The sequence below is a fragment of the Escherichia coli genome (assembly GCF_036503815.1).
Classification (GTDB): Bacteria; Pseudomonadota; Gammaproteobacteria; order Enterobacterales; family Enterobacteriaceae; genus Escherichia; species Escherichia coli_F.
The window spans coordinates 4,936,208-4,956,593 of sequence record NZ_AP027764.1; the positions used below are offsets into that span (position 1 = coordinate 4,936,208).

The window sequence follows — 20,386 nt, forward strand, 5'->3', positions numbered from 1 at the left end:
ATCCTGACTGAGTTGGGAAAACCATCGTGACGTTACGGAAATGTGATCAACATCGAAACGTTTTACATGGTGATTAACCATGAAAACAAAAACGCCCCCTTATGGAGAAAGGAGGCGTCTGGCGTTAAATTTCGACCTGAGTACCCAGTTCGATAACCCTGTTTGGCGGGATTTCAAATTGATCCGGTGCGCGCAGCGCATTACGTTGCAGCAGCAAGTACAGCTTGCCGCGCAGACGCAAATACCACGGGCGTTTGCCGAGGATCAACGACTCATGCGACATAAAGAAGGAGGTTTCCATCATCCGGCAACTTAATCCTTCCAGACCGCAGCGGTGGAATACTTCTTCCACGTTTGGCGTTTCTCGCCAACCATAACTTGCCACCACGCGCCAGAAAGTGGGCGACAGTTGTTCAATCTGTACCCGACGGACGTTATGGACATAAGGCGCGTCTTCGGTGCGCAGAGTTAACAGAATCACCCGCTCATGCAATACCTTGTTATGTTTAAGGTTATGCATCAGCGCAAAGGGAATGACGTTGATTGCACGTGACATATACACCGCGGTCCCAGGCACGCGAACGGGCGGTGATTTCTCCAGCGAAGCAATCATCGCCTCCAGAGAGTTGCCATGTTCATGCATCCGCCGCAGCAAGCGGAAACGCTCGCTCTTCCAGGTGGTCATCACGATAAACATCACCGTACCGAGGCTCAATGGCAACCAGCCGCCGGAGAGCAGTTTATCAAGGTTAGCGGTGAACAATGGAATATCGACACAAAGGAAAGCAATCAGGATCAGCGCAACAAAATACTTATTCCAGTGCCAGTTCTGACGTGCCACGGTAGTCGAGAGAATAGACGTCAGTACCATGGTTCCGGTCACCGCAATCCCGTACGCCGCCGCCAGGTTGCTGGAGTGCTCAAAGCTGACAATCACAATCACGACCGCGACATAGAGCATCCAGTTCACAAACGGAATATAGATTTGCCCAGACTCCATTTCGGAGGTGTGAATAATGCGCATCGGCGACAAATATCCCAGACGTACGGCCTGACGCGTCAATGAGAAGACGCCAGAGATAACTGCCTGCGAGGCAATTACCGTCGCCAGTGCGGCGATGATCAGCAGCGGGATCAGCGCCCAGTCCGGTGCCAACAGGAAGAACGGGTTCTTAATCGCTTCCGGGTTCTTTAACAACAGAGCGCCCTGGCCAAAGTAATTAAGAGTTAATGAAGGCAATACGACGGTGAACCACGCCAGGCGAATCGGGAACTTACCAAAGTGCCCCATATCAGCGTACAGCGCCTCGACACCGGTAATCGACAGCACCACTGCCCCTAACGCAATAAACGAAACCGTTTTATATTCAAGGAAGAAATGCACCGCCCACATCGGATTCAGCGCATGCAGCACTTCCGGGTTAGCAATAATGCTACGTAACCCCAGTACTGCCAGAATCAAAAACCAGGTCAGCATGATCGGCGCAAACAGCTTACCGACCATAGCCGTGCCATGTTTTTGAATCATAAATAGTAAAGTGAGAACGATGATTGAGAGGGGAACTATCCAGGTATCCAGCTGCGGGGCGACGATTTCCAGACCTTCAATGGCAGACATCACCGAAATAGCGGGTGTAATGACGACTTCACCATAGAAAAAGCTGCCGCCGATTAATCCCATAATCACCAGCATTGATGTGGTTCGCGCCGACGTATTGCGCCCGGCAAGCGACATCAACGTCAGAATGCCCCCTTCCCCGGCGTTATCTGCCCGCATCACGAAGGTGAGATATTTAATGGAAACCACAAAGATTAGCAGCCAGAAGATCAGCGATAAAAAGCCAAACACGGCATCGCGTTCAACGCCAAAACCAAACTGGCCGGACAAACATTCACGAAGTGTATATAACGGGCTGGTACCAATATCGCCGTAGACAACTCCAATCGCCGCGAGGGTAATCGCGGGCAACGATTGCTTATTATCAGTGCTCATAGACTAGTCTTTCGTTGAAATATGAAATGTGTGCTTAGTCCCTTGGCCCACAAAAAAGCGCACAGTATGCACGATTAACGACAAAATCGTACTCCTAAATGCGGCCACATTAACCTGGCTCAAAGAAAAATAGACCTCTTTTGAGACTATTTTAGCCACCAGCAAGAAACGTCTATACTCGCAATTTACGCAGAACTTTTGACGAAAGGACGCCACTTCATTATGGCTCACCCTCATTTATTAGCGGAAAGAATTTCCCGCCTGAGCAGTTCGTTGGAAAAGGGGCTTTATGAACGTAGCCACGCCATCCGCTTGTGTTTATTAGCGGCATTAAGTGGTGAAAGTGTGTTCCTCCTTGGCCCGCCAGGCATTGCCAAAAGTTTGATCGCCCGGCGCTTAAAATTCGCCTTTCAGAATGCCCGCGCGTTTGAATATCTGATGACCCGCTTCTCCACGCCGGAAGAAGTTTTTGGTCCCCTTTCTATTCAGGCGCTAAAAGATGAAGGGCGCTATGAACGTTTAACCAGCGGTTACCTGCCGGAAGCAGAAATCGTCTTTCTTGATGAGATCTGGAAAGCGGGCCCGGCAATTCTTAATACCTTGCTCACCGCCATTAACGAGCGCCAGTTCCGTAACGGTGCACACGTAGAAAAAATCCCGATGCGTCTGCTGGTGGCGGCCTCCAACGAGCTGCCGGAAGCAGACAGCAGTCTGGAAGCGTTATATGACCGCATGCTGATTCGTCTGTGGTTAGATAAAGTGCAGGATAAAGCGAATTTCCGCTCCATGCTGACCAGTCAACAGGATGAAAATGACAATCCGGTTCCTGCCTCCTTGCAGGTCACTGATGAAGAATATGAACGCTGGCAGAAAGAGATTGGTGAAATTACGCTGCCCGATCATGTATTTGAGCTGATTTTTATGCTGCGCCAGCAACTGGATAAATTACCGGATGCGCCTTATGTCTCGGATCGTCGCTGGAAAAAAGCGATCCGCTTATTGCAGGCCAGCGCCTTTTTTAGCGGTCGCAGTGCTGTTGCCCCGGTAGATCTCATTTTGCTGAAAGATTGCCTGTGGTATGACGCGCAAAGCCTGAATTTGATACAACAACAAATTGATGTATTGATGACCGGTCATGCCTGGCAACAGCAAGGGATGTTGACCCGCCTGGGCGCGATTGTGCAACGTCACCTGCAACTACAGCAGCAACAAAGCGATAAAACAGCCTTAACGGTAATTCGTCTGGGCGGCATTTTCAGCCGTCGTCAGCAGTATCAACTCCCTGTTAACGTTACTGCTTCCACTCTGACTCTGCTGCTGCAAAAACCGTTAAAACTGCATGATATGGAAGTGGTTCATATCTCCTTTGAGCGTAGCGCGCTGGAACAGTGGCTGAGCAGAGGTGGTGAAATTCGCGGCAAACTGAACGGTATCGGCTTTGCCCAGAAACTGAATCTGGAAGTTGATAGCGCCCAACATCTTGTCGTACGCGATGTAAGTTTACAAGGCAGTACGCTGGCACTTCCCGGTTCATCGGCTGAAGGTCTGCCAGGTGAAATAAAACAACAACTGGAAGAGCTTGAAAGCGACTGGCGCAAGCAACACGCTTTATTCAGCGAACAGCAAAAATGTCTGTTTATCCCTGGCGACTGGTTAGGTCGCATTGAAGCCAGCCTACAGGATGTCGGCACCCAGATTCGCCAGGCACAACAATGCTAACGCTGGATACGCTTAATGTGATGCTGGCCGTCAGCGAAGAGGGATTGATCGAAGAGATGATCATCGCGCTGCTGGCCTCACCGCAGCTGGCAGTCTTCTTTGAAAAATTCCCACGACTGAAGGCGGCCATCACTGATGATGTTCCCCGCTGGCGTGAGGCGCTGCGCAGTCGGCTGAAAGATGCCCGAGTCCCGCCGGAACTCACCGAAGAGGTGATGTGCTATCAGGAAAGCCAGCTCCTCTCCACGCCGCAGTTTATTGTGCAGCTACCACAGATCCTGGACTTACTGCATCGTCTGAATTCCCCATGGGCAGAACAAGCCCGACAGTTGGTTGATGCTAACAGCACGATCACTTCAGCGTTACACACACTTTTTCTCCAGCGTTGGCGTTTAAGTCTGATCGTGCAAGCAACGACGTTAAATCAACAGCTATTAGAAGAAGAACGCGAACAACTGTTGAGTGAAGTTCAGGAACGCATGACGCTGAGCGGGCAACTTGAACCGATTCTCGCAGATAACAATACCGCAGCTGGTCGTCTGTGGGATATGAGCGCCGGTCAGCTTAAACGTGGCGACTATCAGTTGATTGTGAAATACGGTGAATTTCTTAACGAACAGCCGGAACTGAAACGCCTGGCAGAACAGTTGGGACGTTCCCGGGAAGCCAAATCAATACCGCGCAACGATGCGCAGATGGAAACCTTCCGCACCATGGTGCGCGAACCGGCGACAGTTCCTGAGCAGGTTGATGGTCTGCAACAAAGCGACGATATTTTACGTCTCCTGCCGCCAGAACTGGCGACACTGGGGATAACGGAACTGGAGTATGAGTTTTACCGTCGGCTGGTGGAAAAACAATTGCTCACCTATCGCCTGCACGGTGAGTCGTGGCGTGAAAAAGTGATCGAACGCCCGGTGGTGCATAAAGATTACGACGAACAGCCGCGCGGACCGTTTATTGTCTGCGTGGATACTTCCGGCTCAATGGGCGGCTTTAATGAACAGTGTGCGAAAGCGTTCTGCCTGGCCTTGATGCGCATTGCTCTCGCTGAAAACCGGCGCTGCTATATTATGCTATTTTCCACCGAGATCGTCCGTTATGAGCTTTCAGGCCCACAAGGTATTGAGCAAGCGATCCGCTTTTTAAGTCAGCAGTTTCGTGGTGGCACCGATCTTGCCAGTTGTTTTCGCGCCATTATGGAACGCTTGCAAAGTCGGGAGTGGTTTGACGCCGATGCGGTGGTGATTTCTGATTTTATCGCCCAGCGGTTGCCTGACGACGTGACGAGCAAAGTGAAAGAGTTGCAGCGGGTACATCAGCATCGCTTTCATGCCGTGGCGATGTCGGCACATGGCAAACCCGGCATCATGCGCATTTTCGATCATATCTGGCGCTTTGATACCGGGATGCGAAGCCGCCTGCTCAGACGCTGGCGGCGATAAATTATTACAGCAGAGAAGGGACACTCTCGCGAACAGCAGCTGGCCATACACCACACTGAACCTGACCGATATGCGGCAGTTGCAGCAGCAGCATGGTCAAACGAGACTGGCCGATACCGCCGCCGATGGTCTGCGGCATTTCACCGCGCAGCAACGCCTGATGCCACTCCAGCTGCAGGCGATCTTCGTCACCGGTCAGCGCCAGCTGATGCTTCAGCGTATCGGCATCCACGCGGATCCCCATGGAAGAAAGCTCAAACGCATCTTCCAGTACCGGGTTCCATACCAGAATATCGCCGTTCAGACCCGCATGGCCCAGCTCTGACGGGGTGCTCCAGTCATCATAATCCGGTGCGCGCACGTCGTGGCGATGACCATCACTCAACTTGCCGCCAATCCCGACGAGGAATACCGCGCCAAGATCTTTCGCAATCGCCCGCTCACGTCCTTTGGCATCGAGATCCGGATAACGAGCCAGTAACTCCTGGCTGTGTACGAAGTGGATCTGATTCGGCAGGAACGGTGCCAGGCCAAACTCTTCGCTAACTGCAGCTTCGGTTGCTTTAATTCCCGCCCAGATCGCCTCTACTGTGCTTTTCAGAGTCGAGAATTGACGCTCGCCGTCGCCCATTACGCGCTCCCAGTCCCACTGGTCTACATAGACCGAGTGCAACGGGGAAAGACGGTCTTCATCAGGGCGAAGGGCTTTCATGTGCGTGTACAGCCCTTCGCCCGCGCTGAAGTCGTGTTGCCCTAAGGTCTGACGTTTCCACTTCGCCAGTGAATGAACCACTTCGAACTGGGCATCAGGCAGAGCTTTCACTTTTACCTGCACCGCTTTTTCACAGCCCGACAAGTTATCCTGCGTGCCATCCCCCACACGGCTAAGAATCGGCGCCTGGACTTCAATCAGCCCCAGACGTTCTTCCAGTTGACGAGAAAAGTGAGATTTCACGAAGCTAATTTGACGTTGTTTGGCAATGTAAGCGGTTTTCATTTTTTATACTCCTGCGTCCTGTTGCTTATGATTAAGCAACAAAAACCGACACACATGCAATAATCATTCAATAAAAAGCCTCATGCACTTTTGATTCATTAAAAAATAGGGCTAAAATAGAATGAATCATCAATCCGCATAAGAAAATCCTATGGAAAATTATCTGATCGACAATCTGGACCGTGGCATCCTGGAAGCATTAATGGGCAATGCGCGCACCGCTTACGCCGAACTGGCGAAACAATTTGGCGTCAGTCCGGGGACAATTCACGTTCGAGTAGAGAAAATGAAGCAGGCGGGGATCATTACCGGGGCACGTATTGATGTCAGCCCGAAGCAGCTCGGTTATGACGTAGGCTGCTTTATCGGCATTATATTAAAGAGCGCCAAAGACTATCCTTCCGCGCTGGCAAAGCTGGAAAGCCTCGATGAAGTCACTGAAGCCTATTACACAACTGGCCACTACAGCATCTTTATCAAAGTGATGTGCCGTTCGATCGATGCTCTCCAGCATGTACTTATCAACAAGATCCAAACAATTGATGAAATTCAGTCCACCGAGACACTGATCGTCCTGCAAAACCCGATCATGCGTACCATTAAGCCATGATCAGCTTTTTTAATCCCATACTTTTCCACAGGTAGATCCCAACGCGTTCACAGCGTACAATACGCCACTCTTAATAAAGGTGGCGGTTTATGGCAGATATCACTCTTATCAGCGGCAGCACCCTCGGCGGTGCCGAATATGTGGCAGAACACTTGGCTGAAAAGCTGGAAGAGGCGGGTTTTACCACCGAAACGCTGCACGGTCCGCTGTTGGAAGATTTATCTGCCTCGGGGATCTGGCTGGTTATCAGCTCAACCCACGGTGCCGGAGATATTCCGGACAACCTTTCTCCTTTCTATGAAGCATTGCAGGAACAGAAGCCCGATCTTTCTGCGGTCCGCTTTGGCGCAATCGGTATTGGTAGTCGTGAATATGACACCTTTTGTGGGGCTATCGATAAACTCGAGGCAGAACTCAAAAATTCCGGTGCAAAACAGACAGGCGAAACACTTAAGATCAACATCCTTGATCACGACATTCCGGAAGATCCGGCAGAAGAATGGCTGGGATCGTGGATTAATTTACTCAAATAAGTATACAGATCGTGCGATCTGTTGTGGATAACTCTGTCAGGAAGCTTGGATCAACCGGTAGTTATCCAAAGAACAACGGTTGTTCAGTTTTTGAGTTGTGTATAACCCCTCATTCTGATCCCAGCTTATACGGTCCAGGATCACCGATCATTCACAGTTAATGATCCTTGCCAGGTTGTTGATCTTAAACGCCGGATCCTTGTTATCCACAGGGAAGTGCGATCCTAATAAGAGATCACAATAGAACAGATCTCTAAATAAATAGATCTTCTTTTTAACACCCAAGATCCCAGGTCTTTCTCAAGCCGACAAAGTTGAGTAGAATCCACGGCCCGGGCTTCAATCCATTTTCATACCGCGTTATGCGAGGCAATCACCATGTTTTATCCGGATCCTTTTGACGTCATCATCATTGGCGGGGGTCATGCAGGCACCGAGGCCGCGATGGCCGCGGCGCGTATGGGTCAACAGACTCTGCTTTTGACACACAATATCGACACTCTGGGGCAGATGAGCTGCAACCCGGCGATCGGCGGTATTGGGAAGGGACATCTGGTAAAAGAAGTGGATGCACTCGGCGGCCTGATGGCTAAAGCGATCGATCAGGCGGGTATCCAGTTTAGGATACTAAACGCAAGCAAGGGACCGGCAGTTCGCGCTACCCGAGCTCAGGCGGATCGTGTGCTCTACCGTCAGGCGGTACGTACGGCGCTGGAGAACCAACCGAATCTGATGATCTTCCAGCAGGCGGTTGAAGATCTTATTGTCGAAAACGATCGCGTGGTCGGTGCTGTTACCCAAATGGGACTGAAGTTCCGTGCCAAAGCCGTCGTGCTCACCGTTGGGACGTTCCTCGACGGTAAAATTCATATCGGTCTGGATAACTACAGCGGTGGCCGTGCTGGTGATCCGCCGTCCATTCCGCTCTCTCGCCGTTTGCGTGAACTGCCGCTGCGCGTTGGTCGTCTGAAAACCGGGACACCGCCGCGTATTGATGCGCGTACTATCGACTTCAGCGTGCTGGCGCAACAGCATGGCGATAACCCAATGCCGGTATTCTCGTTTATGGGCAATGCGTCCCAGCATCCACAGCAGGTGCCGTGTTATATCACTCATACCAACGAGAAAACCCATGATGTGATCCGCAGTAACCTCGATCGTAGCCCAATGTACTCAGGGGTGATCGAAGGTGTCGGCCCACGCTACTGCCCGTCGATCGAAGACAAAGTCATGCGCTTCGCCGACAGAAATCAGCATCAGATCTTCCTTGAACCGGAAGGGCTGACCTCTAACGAAATTTATCCGAACGGTATCTCCACCAGCCTGCCGTTCGATGTGCAGATGCAAATCGTCCGCTCCATGCAGGGGATGGAAAACGCGAAGATCGTGCGTCCGGGTTATGCCATTGAGTATGACTTCTTCGATCCACGCGACCTGAAACCGACGCTGGAGAGCAAGTTTATCCAGGGGCTGTTCTTTGCTGGTCAGATTAACGGCACTACCGGTTACGAAGAAGCCGCTGCGCAAGGTTTGCTGGCCGGTCTTAACGCTGCCCGTCTGTCTGCTGACAAAGAAGGTTGGGCTCCGGCGCGTTCTCAGGCGTATCTCGGCGTACTGGTTGATGACCTGTGCACTTTAGGAACCAAAGAGCCGTACCGTATGTTTACCTCGCGTGCAGAATATCGCCTGATGCTACGCGAAGATAATGCGGATCTGCGTTTGACTGAAATCGGTCGTGAACTGGGCCTGGTGGATGACGAACGTTGGGCGCGCTTTAACGAGAAGCTTGAGAACATCGAGCGTGAGCGTCAGCGTCTGAAATCGACATGGGTAACCCCGTCGGCGGAAGCTGCAGCCGAAGTGAATGCTCACCTGACTGCGCCGCTTTCCCGTGAAGCCAGTGGTGAAGATCTGCTGCGTCGTCCGGAAATGACTTATGAAAAATTAACCACGCTGACGCCGTTTGCCCCTGCGTTGACAGACGAACAGGCGGCGGAACAGGTTGAGATTCAAGTTAAATACGAAGGTTATATCGCGCGCCAGCAAGATGAGATCGAAAAGCAGCAGCGTAACGAGAATACCTTGCTGCCAGCGACGCTGGATTACCGCCAGGTATCCGGTCTTTCTAACGAAGTGATCGCCAAACTTAACGATCACAAACCGGCTTCTATCGGTCAGGCTTCGCGTATTTCTGGCGTCACGCCTGCGGCCATCTCCATTCTGCTGGTGTGGCTGAAAAAACAGGGTATGCTGCGTCGTAGCGCATAACGCATTAAAAATGCCTGGTAAGCACCCGCTTACCGGGCTACGCATCAAGAACAGGTAATCACCGTGCTCAACAAACTCTCCTCTCTGCTGAAAGACGCAGGAATTTCGCTTACCGATCACCAGAAAAACCAGCTAATTGCCTACGTGAATATGCTGCATAAATGGAATAAAGCGTACAACCTGACTTCGGTCCGCGATCCTAATGAGATGCTGGTACGCCATATTCTCGATAGCATTGTGGTGGCGCCGTATCTGCAAGGTGATCGGTTTATCGATGTCGGCACCGGACCAGGACTGCCTGGCATTCCACTCTCTATCGTGCGTCCTGAAGCCCATTTCACGTTGTTGGATAGCCTTGGTAAACGCGTGCGTTTCCTTCGTCAGGTGCAACATGAGCTTAAACTGGAGAATATTGAGCCAGTACAGAGCAGGGTAGAAGAGTTTCCTTCTGAGCCGCCATTTGATGGCGTAATTAGCCGCGCCTTTGCCTCTCTGAACGATATGGTGAGCTGGTGCCACCATCTTCCTGGTGAGCAAGGTCGTTTCTACGCGCTGAAAGGCCAAATACCGGAAGATGAAATCGCTTTGTTGCCCGAAGAATATCAGGTCGAATCAGTGGTTAAACTTCACGTTCCGGCCCTGGATGGCGAACGTCATCTGGTGGTGATTAAAGCAAATAAAATTTAATTTTTATCAAAAAAAACATAAAAAAATGACCGGTTAGACTGTTAACAACAACCAGGTTTTCTACTGATATAACTGGTTACATTTAACGCCACGTTCACTCTTTTGCATCAACGAGCTAACGTGGCTTTTTTGGGTAAGCAGAAAATAAGTCAGCAGTGAAAATATCAGGCTGCTAAAAATCGGCGCTAAGAACCATAATCATCTGTTAAAACATTATTAAAAATGTCAATGGGTGGTTTTTGTTGTGTAAATGTCACTTATTAAAAGAGTGTCTGTTTTTGGACTTAAATATCATAAACTTGCAATGGCATCATTTGCCAAGTAAATAAATATGCTGTGCGCGAACATGCTCAATATGTGATCTGAAGCACGCTTTATCGCCAGTGTTTACGCGTTATTTACAGTTTTTCATGATCGAACAGCGTTAGCAGAAAAGTCGCAATTGTATGCACTGGAAAAATATTTAAACATTTATTCACCTTTTGGCTACTTATTGTTTGAAATCACGGGGGCGCACCGTATAATTTGACCGCTTTTTGATGCTTGACTCTAAGCCTTAAAGAAAGTTTTATACGACACGCGGCATACCTCGAAGGGAGCAGGAGTGAAAAACGTGATGTCTGTGTCGCTCGTGAGTCGAAACGTTGCTCGGAAGCTTCTGCTCGTTCAGTTACTGGTGGTGATAGCAAGTGGATTGCTGTTCAGCCTCAAAGACCCCTTCTGGGGCGTCTCTGCAATAAGCGGGGGCCTGGCAGTCTTTCTGCCTAACGTTTTGTTTATGATATTTGCCTGGCGTCACCAGGCGCATACACCAGCGAAAGGCCGGGTGGCCTGGACATTCGCATTTGGCGAAGCTTTCAAAGTTCTGGCGATGTTGGTGTTACTGGTGGTGGCGTTGGCGGTTTTAAAGGCGGTATTCTTGCCGCTGATCGTTACGTGGGTTTTGGTGCTGGTGGTTCAGATACTGGCACCGGCTGTAATTAACAACAAAGGGTAAAAGGCATCATGGCTTCAGAAAATATGACGCCGCAGGATTACATAGGACACCACCTGAACAACCTTCAGCTGGACCTGCGTACATTCTCGCTGGTGGATCCACATAACCCCCCAGCCACCTTCTGGACAATCAATATTGACTCCATGTTCTTCTCGGTGGTGCTGGGTCTGTTGTTCCTGGTTTTATTCCGTAGCGTAGCCAAAAAGGCGACCAGCGGCGTGCCAGGTAAGTTTCAGACCGCGATTGAGCTGGTGATCGGCTTTGTTAATGGTAGCGTGAAAGACATGTACCATGGCAAAAGCAAGCTGATTGCTCCGCTGGCCCTGACGATTTTCGTCTGGGTATTCCTGATGAACTTGATGGACTTACTGCCTATCGATCTGCTGCCGTACATCGCTGAACATGTACTGGGGCTGCCGGCACTGCGTGTGGTTCCGTCTGCGGACGTGAACGTAACGCTGTCTATGGCACTGGGCGTATTTATCCTGATTCTGTTCTACAGCATCAAAATGAAAGGCATCGGCGGCTTCACGAAAGAGTTGACGCTGCAGCCGTTCAATCACTGGGCGTTCATTCCTGTCAACTTAATCCTTGAAGGGGTAAGCCTGCTGTCCAAACCAGTTTCACTCGGTTTGCGACTGTTCGGTAACATGTATGCCGGTGAGCTGATTTTCATTCTGATTGCTGGTCTGTTGCCGTGGTGGTCACAGTGGATCCTGAATGTGCCGTGGGCCATTTTCCACATCCTGATCATTACGCTGCAAGCCTTCATCTTCATGGTTCTGACGATCGTCTATCTGTCGATGGCGTCTGAAGAACATTAATTTACCAACACTACTACGTTTTAACTGAAACAAACTGGAGACTGTCATGGAAAACCTGAATATGGATCTGCTGTACATGGCTGCCGCTGTGATGATGGGTCTGGCGGCAATCGGTGCTGCGATCGGTATCGGCATCCTCGGGGGTAAATTCCTGGAAGGCGCAGCGCGTCAACCTGATCTGATTCCTCTGCTGCGTACTCAGTTCTTTATCGTTATGGGTCTGGTGGATGCTATCCCGATGATCGCTGTAGGTCTGGGTCTGTACGTGATGTTCGCTGTCGCGTAGTAAGCGTTGCTTTTATTTAAAGAGCAATATCAGAACGTTAACTAAATAGAGGCATTGTGCTGTGAATCTTAACGCAACAATCCTCGGCCAGGCCATCGCGTTTGTCCTGTTCGTTCTGTTCTGCATGAAGTACGTATGGCCGCCATTAATGGCAGCCATCGAAAAACGTCAAAAAGAAATTGCTGACGGCCTTGCTTCCGCAGAACGAGCACATAAGGACCTTGACCTTGCAAAGGCCAGCGCGACCGACCAGCTGAAAAAAGCGAAAGCGGAAGCCCAGGTAATCATCGAGCAGGCGAACAAACGCCGCTCGCAGATTCTGGACGAAGCTAAAGCTGAAGCAGAGCAGGAACGTACTAAAATCGTGGCCCAGGCGCAGGCGGAAATTGAAGCCGAGCGTAAACGTGCCCGTGAAGAGCTGCGTAAGCAAGTTGCTATCCTGGCTGTTGCTGGCGCCGAGAAGATCATCGAACGTTCCGTGGATGAAGCTGCTAACAGCGACATCGTGGATAAACTTGTCGCTGAACTGTAAGGAGGGAGGGGCTGATGTCTGAATTTATTACGGTAGCTCGCCCCTACGCCAAAGCAGCTTTTGACTTTGCCGTCGAACACCAAAGTGTAGAACGCTGGCAGGACATGCTGGCGTTTGCCGCCGAGGTAACCAAAAACGAACAAATGGCAGAGCTTCTCTCTGGCGCGCTTGCGCCAGAAACGCTCGCCGAGTCGTTTATCGCAGTTTGTGGTGAGCAACTGGACGAAAACGGTCAGAACCTGATTCGGGTTATGGCTGAAAATGGTCGTCTTAATGCGCTCCCGGATGTTCTGGAGCAGTTTATTCACCTGCGTGCTGTGAGTGAGGCTACCGCTGAGGTAGACGTCATTTCCGCTGCCGCGTTGAGTGAACAACAGCTCGCGAAAATTTCTGCTGCGATGGAAAAACGTCTGTCACGCAAAGTTAAGCTGAATTGCAAAATCGATAAGTCTGTAATGGCAGGCGTTATCATCCGAGCGGGTGATATGGTCATTGATGGCAGCGTACGCGGTCGTCTTGAGCGCCTTGCAGACGTCTTGCAGTCTTAAGGGGACTGGAGCATGCAACTGAATTCCACCGAAATCAGCGAACTGATCAAGCAGCGCATTGCTCAGTTCAATGTTGTGAGTGAAGCTCACAACGAAGGTACTATTGTTTCTGTAAGTGACGGTGTTATCCGCATCCACGGCCTGGCCGATTGTATGCAGGGTGAAATGATCTCCCTGCCGGGTAACCGTTACGCTATCGCACTGAACCTCGAGCGTGACTCTGTAGGTGCGGTTGTTATGGGTCCGTACGCTGACCTTGCCGAAGGCATGAAAGTTAAGTGTACTGGCCGTATCCTGGAAGTTCCGGTTGGCCGTGGCCTGCTGGGCCGTGTGGTTAACACTCTGGGTGCACCAATCGACGGTAAAGGTCCGCTGGATCACGACGGCTTCTCTGCTGTAGAAGCTATCGCCCCGGGCGTTATCGAACGTCAGTCCGTAGATCAGCCGGTACAGACCGGTTATAAAGCCGTTGACTCCATGATCCCAATCGGTCGTGGTCAGCGTGAATTGATCATCGGTGACCGTCAGACCGGTAAAACCGCACTGGCAATCGATGCCATCATTAACCAGCGCGATTCCGGTATCAAATGTATCTATGTCGCTATCGGCCAGAAAGCGTCCACTATTTCTAACGTGGTACGTAAACTGGAAGAGCACGGCGCACTGGCTAACACCATCGTTGTGGTAGCAACCGCGTCTGAATCCGCTGCACTGCAATACCTGGCGCCGTATGCCGGTTGCGCAATGGGCGAATACTTCCGTGACCGCGGTGAAGATGCGCTGATCATTTACGATGACCTGTCTAAACAGGCTGTTGCTTACCGTCAGATCTCCCTGCTGCTCCGTCGTCCGCCAGGACGTGAAGCATTCCCGGGCGACGTATTCTACCTCCACTCTCGTCTGCTGGAGCGTGCTGCGCGTGTTAACGCCGAATACGTTGAAGCCTTCACCAAAGGTGAAGTGAAAGGGAAAACCGGTTCTCTGACCGCGCTGCCGATTATCGAAACTCAGGCGGGTGACGTTTCTGCGTTCGTTCCGACTAACGTAATCTCCATTACCGATGGTCAGATCTTCCTGGAAACCAACCTGTTCAACGCCGGTATTCGTCCTGCGGTTAACCCGGGTATTTCCGTATCCCGTGTTGGTGGTGCAGCACAGACCAAGATCATGAAAAAACTGTCCGGTGGTATCCGTACCGCTCTGGCACAGTATCGTGAACTGGCAGCGTTCTCTCAGTTTGCATCCGACCTTGACGATGCAACACGTAAGCAGCTTGACCACGGTCAGAAAGTGACCGAACTGCTGAAACAGAAACAGTATGCGCCGATGTCCGTAGCGCAACAGTCTCTGGTTCTGTTCGCAGCAGAACGTGGTTACCTGGCGGATGTTGAACTGTCGAAAATCGGCAGCTTCGAAGCCGCTCTGCTGGCTTACGTCGACCGTGATCACGCTCCGTTGATGCAAGAGATCAACCAGACCGGTGGCTACAACGACGAAATCGAAGGCAAGCTGAAAGGCATCCTCGATTCCTTCAAAGCAACCCAATCCTGGTAACGTCTGGCGGCTTGCCTTAGGGCAGGCCGCAAGGCATTGAGGAGAAGCTCATGGCCGGCGCAAAAGAGATACGTAGTAAGATCGCAAGCGTCCAGAACACGCAAAAGATCACTAAAGCGATGGAGATGGTCGCCGCTTCCAAAATGCGTAAATCGCAGGATCGCATGGCGGCCAGCCGTCCTTATGCAGAAACCATGCGCAAAGTGATTGGTCACCTTGCACACGGTAATCTGGAATATAAGCACCCATACCTGGAAGACCGCGACGTTAAACGCGTAGGCTACCTGGTGGTGTCGACCGACCGTGGTTTGTGCGGTGGTTTGAACATTAACCTGTTCAAAAAACTGCTGGCGGAAATGAAGACCTGGACCGACAAAGGCGTTCAATGCGACCTCGCAATGATCGGCTCGAAAGGCGTGTCGTTCTTCAACTCCGTGGGCGGCAATGTTGTTGCCCAGGTCACCGGCATGGGGGATAACCCTTCCCTGTCCGAACTGATTGGTCCGGTAAAAGTGATGTTGCAGGCCTACGACGAAGGCCGTCTGGACAAGCTTTACATTGTCAGCAACAAATTTATTAACACCATGTCTCAGGTTCCGACCATCAGCCAGCTGCTGCCGTTACCGGCATCAGATGATGATGATCTGAAACATAAATCCTGGGATTACCTGTACGAACCCGATCCGAAGGCGTTGCTGGATACCCTGCTGCGTCGTTATGTCGAATCTCAGGTTTATCAGGGCGTGGTTGAAAACCTGGCCAGCGAGCAGGCCGCCCGTATGGTGGCGATGAAAGCCGCGACCGACAATGGCGGCAGCCTGATTAAAGAGCTGCAGTTGGTATACAACAAAGCTCGTCAGGCCAGCATTACTCAGGAACTCACCGAGATCGTCTCGGGGGCCGCCGCGGTTTAAACAGGTTATTTCGTAGAGGATTTAAGATGGCTACTGGAAAGATTGTCCAGGTAATCGGCGCCGTAGTTGACGTCGAATTCCCTCAGGATGCCGTACCGCGCGTGTACGATGCTCTTGAGGTGCAAAATGGTAATGAGCGTCTGGTGCTGGAAGTTCAGCAGCAGCTCGGCGGCGGTATCGTGCGTACCATCGCAATGGGTTCCTCCGACGGTCTGCGTCGCGGTCTGGATGTAAAAGACCTCGAACACCCGATCGAAGTCCCGGTAGGTAAAGCGACTCTGGGCCGTATCATGAACGTACTGGGTGAACCGGTCGACATGAAAGGCGAGATCGGTGAAGAAGAGCGTTGGGCGATTCACCGCGCAGCACCTTCCTACGAAGAGCTGTCAAACTCTCAGGAACTGCTGGAAACCGGTATCAAAGTTATCGACCTGATGTGTCCGTTCGCTAAGGGCGGTAAAGTCGGTCTGTTCGGTGGTGCGGGTGTAGGTAAAACCGTAAACATGATGGAGCTTATTCGTAACATCGCGATCGAGCACTCCGGTTACTCTGTGTTTGCGGGCGTAGGTGAACGTACTCGTGAGGGTAACGACTTCTACCACGAAATGACCGACTCCAACGTTATCGACAAAGTATCCCTGGTATATGGCCAGATGAACGAGCCGCCGGGAAACCGTCTGCGCGTTGCACTGACCGGCCTGACCATGGCTGAGAAATTCCGTGACGAAGGTCGTGACGTTCTGCTGTTCGTTGACAACATCTATCGTTACACCCTGGCCGGTACGGAAGTATCCGCACTGCTGGGTCGTATGCCTTCAGCGGTAGGTTATCAGCCGACTCTGGCGGAAGAGATGGGCGTTCTTCAGGAACGTATCACCTCCACCAAAACTGGTTCTATCACCTCCGTACAGGCGGTATACGTACCTGCGGATGACTTGACTGACCCGTCTCCGGCAACCACCTTTGCGCACCTTGACGCAACCGTGGTACTGAGCCGTCAGATCGCGTCTCTGGGTATCTACCCGGCTGTTGACCCGCTGGACTCTACCAGCCGTCAGCTGGACCCGCTGGTGGTTGGTCAGGAACACTACGACACCGCGCGTGGCGTTCAGTCCATCCTGCAACGTTATCAGGAACTGAAAGACATCATCGCCATCCTGGGTATGGATGAACTGTCTGAAGAAGACAAACTGGTGGTAGCGCGCGCTCGTAAGATCCAGCGCTTCCTGTCCCAGCCGTTCTTCGTGGCAGAAGTATTCACCGGTTCTCCGGGTAAATACGTCTCCCTGAAAGACACCATCCGTGGCTTTAAAGGCATCATGGAAGGCGAATACGATCACCTGCCGGAGCAGGCGTTCTACATGGTCGGTTCCATCGAAGAAGCAGTGGAAAAAGCCAAAAAACTTTAACGCCTTAATCGGAGGGTGATATGGCAATGACTTACCACCTGGACGTCGTCAGCGCAGAGCAACAAATGTTCTCTGGTCTGGTCGAGAAAATCCAGGTAACGGGTAGCGAAGGTGAACTGGGCATTTACCCGGGCCACGCACCGCTGCTCACCGCCATTAAGCCTGGTATGATTCGCATCGTGAAACAGCACGGTCACGAAGAGTTTATCTATCTGTCTGGCGGCATTCTTGAAGTGCAGCCTGGCAACGTGACCGTTCTGGCTGACACCGCAATTCGCGGCCAGGATCTCGACGAAGCGCGAGCCATGGAAGCGAAACGTAAGGCTGAAGAGCACATTAGCAGCTCTCACGGCGACGTAGATTACGCTCAGGCGTCTGCGGAACTGGCCAAAGCGATCGCGCAGTTGCGCGTTATCGAGTTGACCAAAAAAGCGATGTAACACCGGCTTGAAAAGCTCAAAAGCCAGTCTGGAAACAGACTGGCTTTTTTATATGTATTTTGCTGATTGATACAAAAATTATATTATTCATCAAAAAGTTAGCGTCTTGCCAAGTCGTTAATTGTCACCTTTTCTCCATAGTGATATCGTCCCTGTTGTTATTATTATTTCTATAATTATATGAGGGATCATATCTATGTCTTTTAAAACGTCTTTTGAAGGTGTCCAACCGGTTGTGATGACCGATCGCGCCACCTTTATCCGCCGTGCTTATATGCATCTGGCTGGGGCAGTTGTCGGGTTCATCATTCTCAGCGCGCTGTTTATCTTTAGTGGGCTTGGCAAAATGATGCTTAGGGTGCTGATGAACAGTGGTCAGTTTGGTTGGCTGGTGGTGCTGGGTGCTTTTATTCTGGTCAGCATGCTGGCGACTCGTCTGGCAGATAATGTGGAGTCTAATCAGACCCAACTGATTGGACTGGGGATATACGTACTGGCAGAAGCGTTAATTTTTGCACCTTTACTGACACTGGCAGCGTATATTAATCCAGCAATTATTGGCGCGGCGGGCATCACCACAGCACTGCTTGTGGGTGGTCTGACATTCACTGCCTTCACGACCAAAAAAGATTTCTCTTTCATGCGTTCGTTTTTAACCATGGCGGGCTTTATCGCTTTCGGTGCCATTATCGCGAGCATTTTTATGGGATTCTCACTGGGCGTCTGGTTCTCGGCGGCAATGGTGCTGTTGTGTGCTGGCTTCGTGCTGTACGACACGTCTAATATTATTCATCATTATCCTACCGATCGTCCGGCAGGTGCGGCGCTACATCTCTTCGCCTCTATTGCTACCATGTTCTGGTATGTTCTGCGCATTTTCATGTCCCGCGATTAACCCTGCTTGTATAAACCAGCGAAATTATTCGCTGGTTTTCCCGTTTATTCATTGATCGAAATAAGAGCAAAAACATCCACCTGACGCTTAAATGAAGGTACTGCCTTAATTTTCTGCAGACAAAAGGCGTGACGATGGTCGAAAATGGCACTTTCGTTAGCGGGGATAATCCGTTATTGAACAATTTATCCTCTGTCCATTTCACGATGAAAAAAATGTAGTTTTTTCAAGGTGAAGCGGTTTAAATTCGTTCTCAAATTACAGTCAGGACGCGTATGTTGAATAATGCTATGAGCGTAGTGATCCTTGCCGCAGGTAAAGGCACGCGCATGTATTCCGATCTTCCGAAAGTGCTGCATACCCTTGCCGGGAAAGCGATGGTTCAGCATGTCATTGATGCTGCGAATGAATTAGGCGCAGCGCACGTTCACCTGGTGTACGGTCACGGCGGCGATCTGCTTAAACAGGCGTTGAAAGACGATAACCTGAACTGGGTGCTTCAGGCAGAACAGCTGGGTACGGGCCATGCAATGCAGCAAGCCGCACCTTTTTTTGCCGATGACGAAGACATTTTAATGCTCTACGGCGACGTGCCGCTGATCTCTGTTGAAACACTCCAGCGCCTGCGTGATGCGAAACCGCAGGGTGGCATTGGTCTGCTGACGGTTAAACTGGATGATCCGACCGGTTATGGACGTATCACCCGTGAAAACGGCAAAGTTACCGGCATTGTTGAGCACAAAGATGCCACCGACGAGCAGCGTCAGATTCAGGAGATCAACACCGGCATTCTGATCGCCAACGGCGCAGATATGAAACGCTGGCTGGCTAAACTGACCAACAATAATGCGCAGGGCGAATACTACATCACCGACATTATTGCGCTGGCGTATCAGGAAGGGCGTGAAATCGTTGCCGTTCATCCGCAACGTTTAAGCGAAGTAGAAGGCGTGAATAACCGCCTGCAACTCTCGCGTCTGGAGCGTGTTTATCAATCCGAACAAGCTGAAAAACTGCTGTTAGCAGGCGTTATGCTGCGCGATCCGGCGCGTTTTGATCTGCGCGGTACGCTTACTCACGGGCGCGATGTTGAAATTGATACTAACGTTATCATCGAGGGCAACGTGACTCTCGGTAATCGCGTGAAAATCGGCACCGGTTGCGTGATTAAAAACAGCGTGATTGGCGATGATTGCGAAATTAGCCCGTATACCGTTGTGGAAGATGCGAATCTGGCAGCGGCCTGTACCATTGGCCCGTTTGCCCGTCTGCGTCCTGGTGCTGAGTTGCTGGAAGGCGCACACGTCGGTAACTTCGTTGAGATGAAAAAAGCGCGTCTGGGTAAAGGCTCGAAAGCTGGTCATCTGACTTACCTGGGGGATGCGGAAATTGGCGATAACGTCAACATCGGCGCAGGAACCATTACCTGCAACTACGATGGTGCCAATAAATTTAAAACCATTATTGGCGACGATGTGTTTGTTGGATCCGATACTCAGCTGGTGGCCCCGGTAACGGTAGGCAAAGGCGCAACCATTGCTGCGGGTACAACTGTGACGCGTAATGTTGGCGAAAATGCTCTGGCAATCAGCCGTGTGCCGCAGTCGCAAAAAGAAGGCTGGCGTCGTCCGGTAAAGAAAAAGTAATTCTGGCTGGGTAATCCGGCCATATGGGGTGAGGAGATAACATAATCTCCCGCCCACAAGCAGTAACTATAAAAATAACCCCACTCTCT

At 51.1% G+C, this 20,386-nt stretch carries 19 protein-coding genes; 17 read left to right on the forward strand and 2 right to left on the reverse strand.

Annotated features, from left to right (window positions below):
* Window positions 1-124: 124 nt before the first annotated feature.
* Window positions 125-1,993: a low affinity potassium transporter Kup gene (kup, locus tag AABJ99_RS23560; protein WP_000102332.1), complete on the reverse strand. Its 1,869-nt coding sequence runs from the start codon at window positions 1,991-1,993 to the stop codon at window positions 125-127.
* A 222-nt stretch (window positions 1,994-2,215) separates the two neighbouring features.
* Between kup and ravA the strand changes: the two genes are divergently transcribed.
* Complete coding sequence (gene ravA, locus AABJ99_RS23565) at window positions 2,216-3,712, forward strand: ATPase RavA (RefSeq protein WP_001353548.1); 1,497 nt, start codon at window positions 2,216-2,218, stop codon at window positions 3,710-3,712.
* Window positions 3,706-5,157, forward strand: coding sequence for an ATPase RavA stimulator ViaA (gene viaA, locus AABJ99_RS23570; RefSeq protein ID WP_000956611.1), 1,452 nt, complete (start codon window positions 3,706-3,708; stop codon window positions 5,155-5,157). The genes ravA and viaA overlap by 7 nt, the downstream gene beginning before the upstream one ends.
* A 4-nt stretch (window positions 5,158-5,161) precedes the next feature.
* Here viaA and asnA read toward each other — a convergent pair whose 3' ends face one another.
* Window positions 5,162-6,154: an aspartate--ammonia ligase gene (gene asnA / locus AABJ99_RS23575; protein WP_039020333.1), complete on the reverse strand. Its 993-nt coding sequence runs from the start codon at window positions 6,152-6,154 to the stop codon at window positions 5,162-5,164.
* A gap of 151 nt (window positions 6,155-6,305) precedes the next feature.
* Here asnA and asnC point away from each other — a divergent pair, with 151 nt between their 5' ends.
* From asnC to glmU, 15 genes are all read left to right on the forward strand, one after another.
* Entirely contained in the window at window positions 6,306-6,764 is a 459-nt protein-coding gene (asnC, locus tag AABJ99_RS23580; protein ID WP_000432970.1) for a transcriptional regulator AsnC, read from the forward strand.
* 89 nt (window positions 6,765-6,853) lie between these two features.
* Window positions 6,854-7,297: an FMN-binding protein MioC gene (gene mioC / locus AABJ99_RS23585; protein WP_000763742.1), complete on the forward strand. Its 444-nt coding sequence runs from the start codon at window positions 6,854-6,856 to the stop codon at window positions 7,295-7,297.
* A gap of 378 nt (window positions 7,298-7,675) precedes the next feature.
* The gene (mnmG, locus tag AABJ99_RS23590; RefSeq protein WP_039020332.1) at window positions 7,676-9,565 is read left to right on the forward strand and encodes a tRNA uridine-5-carboxymethylaminomethyl(34) synthesis enzyme MnmG; all 1,890 of its coding nucleotides are present in this window, start codon (window positions 7,676-7,678) and stop codon (window positions 9,563-9,565) included.
* 63 nt (window positions 9,566-9,628) lie between these two features.
* Window positions 9,629-10,252 carry a 16S rRNA (guanine(527)-N(7))-methyltransferase RsmG gene (rsmG, locus tag AABJ99_RS23595; RefSeq protein WP_000932851.1) on the forward strand — a complete coding sequence of 208 codons (624 nt, stop codon included), beginning with the start codon at window positions 9,629-9,631 and terminating at the stop codon, window positions 10,250-10,252.
* A 616-nt stretch (window positions 10,253-10,868) separates the two neighbouring features.
* Entirely contained in the window at window positions 10,869-11,249 is a 381-nt protein-coding gene (gene atpI / locus AABJ99_RS23600) for a F0F1 ATP synthase subunit I (RefSeq protein WP_000116695.1), read from the forward strand.
* 8 nt (window positions 11,250-11,257) lie between these two features.
* The gene (atpB, locus tag AABJ99_RS23605) at window positions 11,258-12,073 is read left to right on the forward strand and encodes a F0F1 ATP synthase subunit A (protein ID WP_000135618.1); all 816 of its coding nucleotides are present in this window, start codon (window positions 11,258-11,260) and stop codon (window positions 12,071-12,073) included.
* A 46-nt stretch (window positions 12,074-12,119) separates the two neighbouring features.
* Window positions 12,120-12,359, forward strand: a complete 240-nt coding sequence (gene atpE / locus AABJ99_RS23610; RefSeq protein ID WP_000429386.1) for a F0F1 ATP synthase subunit C — start codon at window positions 12,120-12,122, stop codon at window positions 12,357-12,359.
* 61 nt (window positions 12,360-12,420) lie between these two features.
* Window positions 12,421-12,891 carry a F0F1 ATP synthase subunit B gene (gene atpF / locus AABJ99_RS23615; protein ID WP_001052219.1) on the forward strand — a complete coding sequence of 157 codons (471 nt, stop codon included), beginning with the start codon at window positions 12,421-12,423 and terminating at the stop codon, window positions 12,889-12,891.
* A 14-nt stretch (window positions 12,892-12,905) separates the two neighbouring features.
* Window positions 12,906-13,439: a F0F1 ATP synthase subunit delta gene (atpH, locus tag AABJ99_RS23620; protein ID WP_001288587.1), complete on the forward strand. Its 534-nt coding sequence runs from the start codon at window positions 12,906-12,908 to the stop codon at window positions 13,437-13,439.
* 12 nt (window positions 13,440-13,451) lie between these two features.
* Window positions 13,452-14,993 carry a F0F1 ATP synthase subunit alpha gene (gene atpA, locus AABJ99_RS23625; RefSeq protein ID WP_001176745.1) on the forward strand — a complete coding sequence of 514 codons (1,542 nt, stop codon included), beginning with the start codon at window positions 13,452-13,454 and terminating at the stop codon, window positions 14,991-14,993.
* A gap of 50 nt (window positions 14,994-15,043) precedes the next feature.
* Window positions 15,044-15,907 (forward strand): F0F1 ATP synthase subunit gamma, encoded by an 864-nt coding sequence (gene atpG / locus AABJ99_RS23630; RefSeq protein ID WP_000896498.1) that lies wholly within the window; start codon window positions 15,044-15,046, stop codon window positions 15,905-15,907.
* A gap of 26 nt (window positions 15,908-15,933) precedes the next feature.
* Window positions 15,934-17,316, forward strand: a complete 1,383-nt coding sequence (gene atpD / locus AABJ99_RS23635; protein ID WP_000190506.1) for a F0F1 ATP synthase subunit beta — start codon at window positions 15,934-15,936, stop codon at window positions 17,314-17,316.
* A 20-nt stretch (window positions 17,317-17,336) separates the two neighbouring features.
* Entirely contained in the window at window positions 17,337-17,756 is a 420-nt protein-coding gene (gene atpC, locus AABJ99_RS23640; RefSeq protein WP_001251965.1) for a F0F1 ATP synthase subunit epsilon, read from the forward strand.
* 196 nt (window positions 17,757-17,952) lie between these two features.
* Entirely contained in the window at window positions 17,953-18,651 is a 699-nt protein-coding gene (locus tag AABJ99_RS23645; protein WP_000008757.1) for a Bax inhibitor-1/YccA family protein, read from the forward strand.
* A 275-nt stretch (window positions 18,652-18,926) separates the two neighbouring features.
* Window positions 18,927-20,297 (forward strand): bifunctional UDP-N-acetylglucosamine diphosphorylase/glucosamine-1-phosphate N-acetyltransferase GlmU, encoded by a 1,371-nt coding sequence (gene glmU / locus AABJ99_RS23650; RefSeq protein WP_000933745.1) that lies wholly within the window; start codon window positions 18,927-18,929, stop codon window positions 20,295-20,297.
* Window positions 20,298-20,386: the final 89 nt, after the last annotated feature.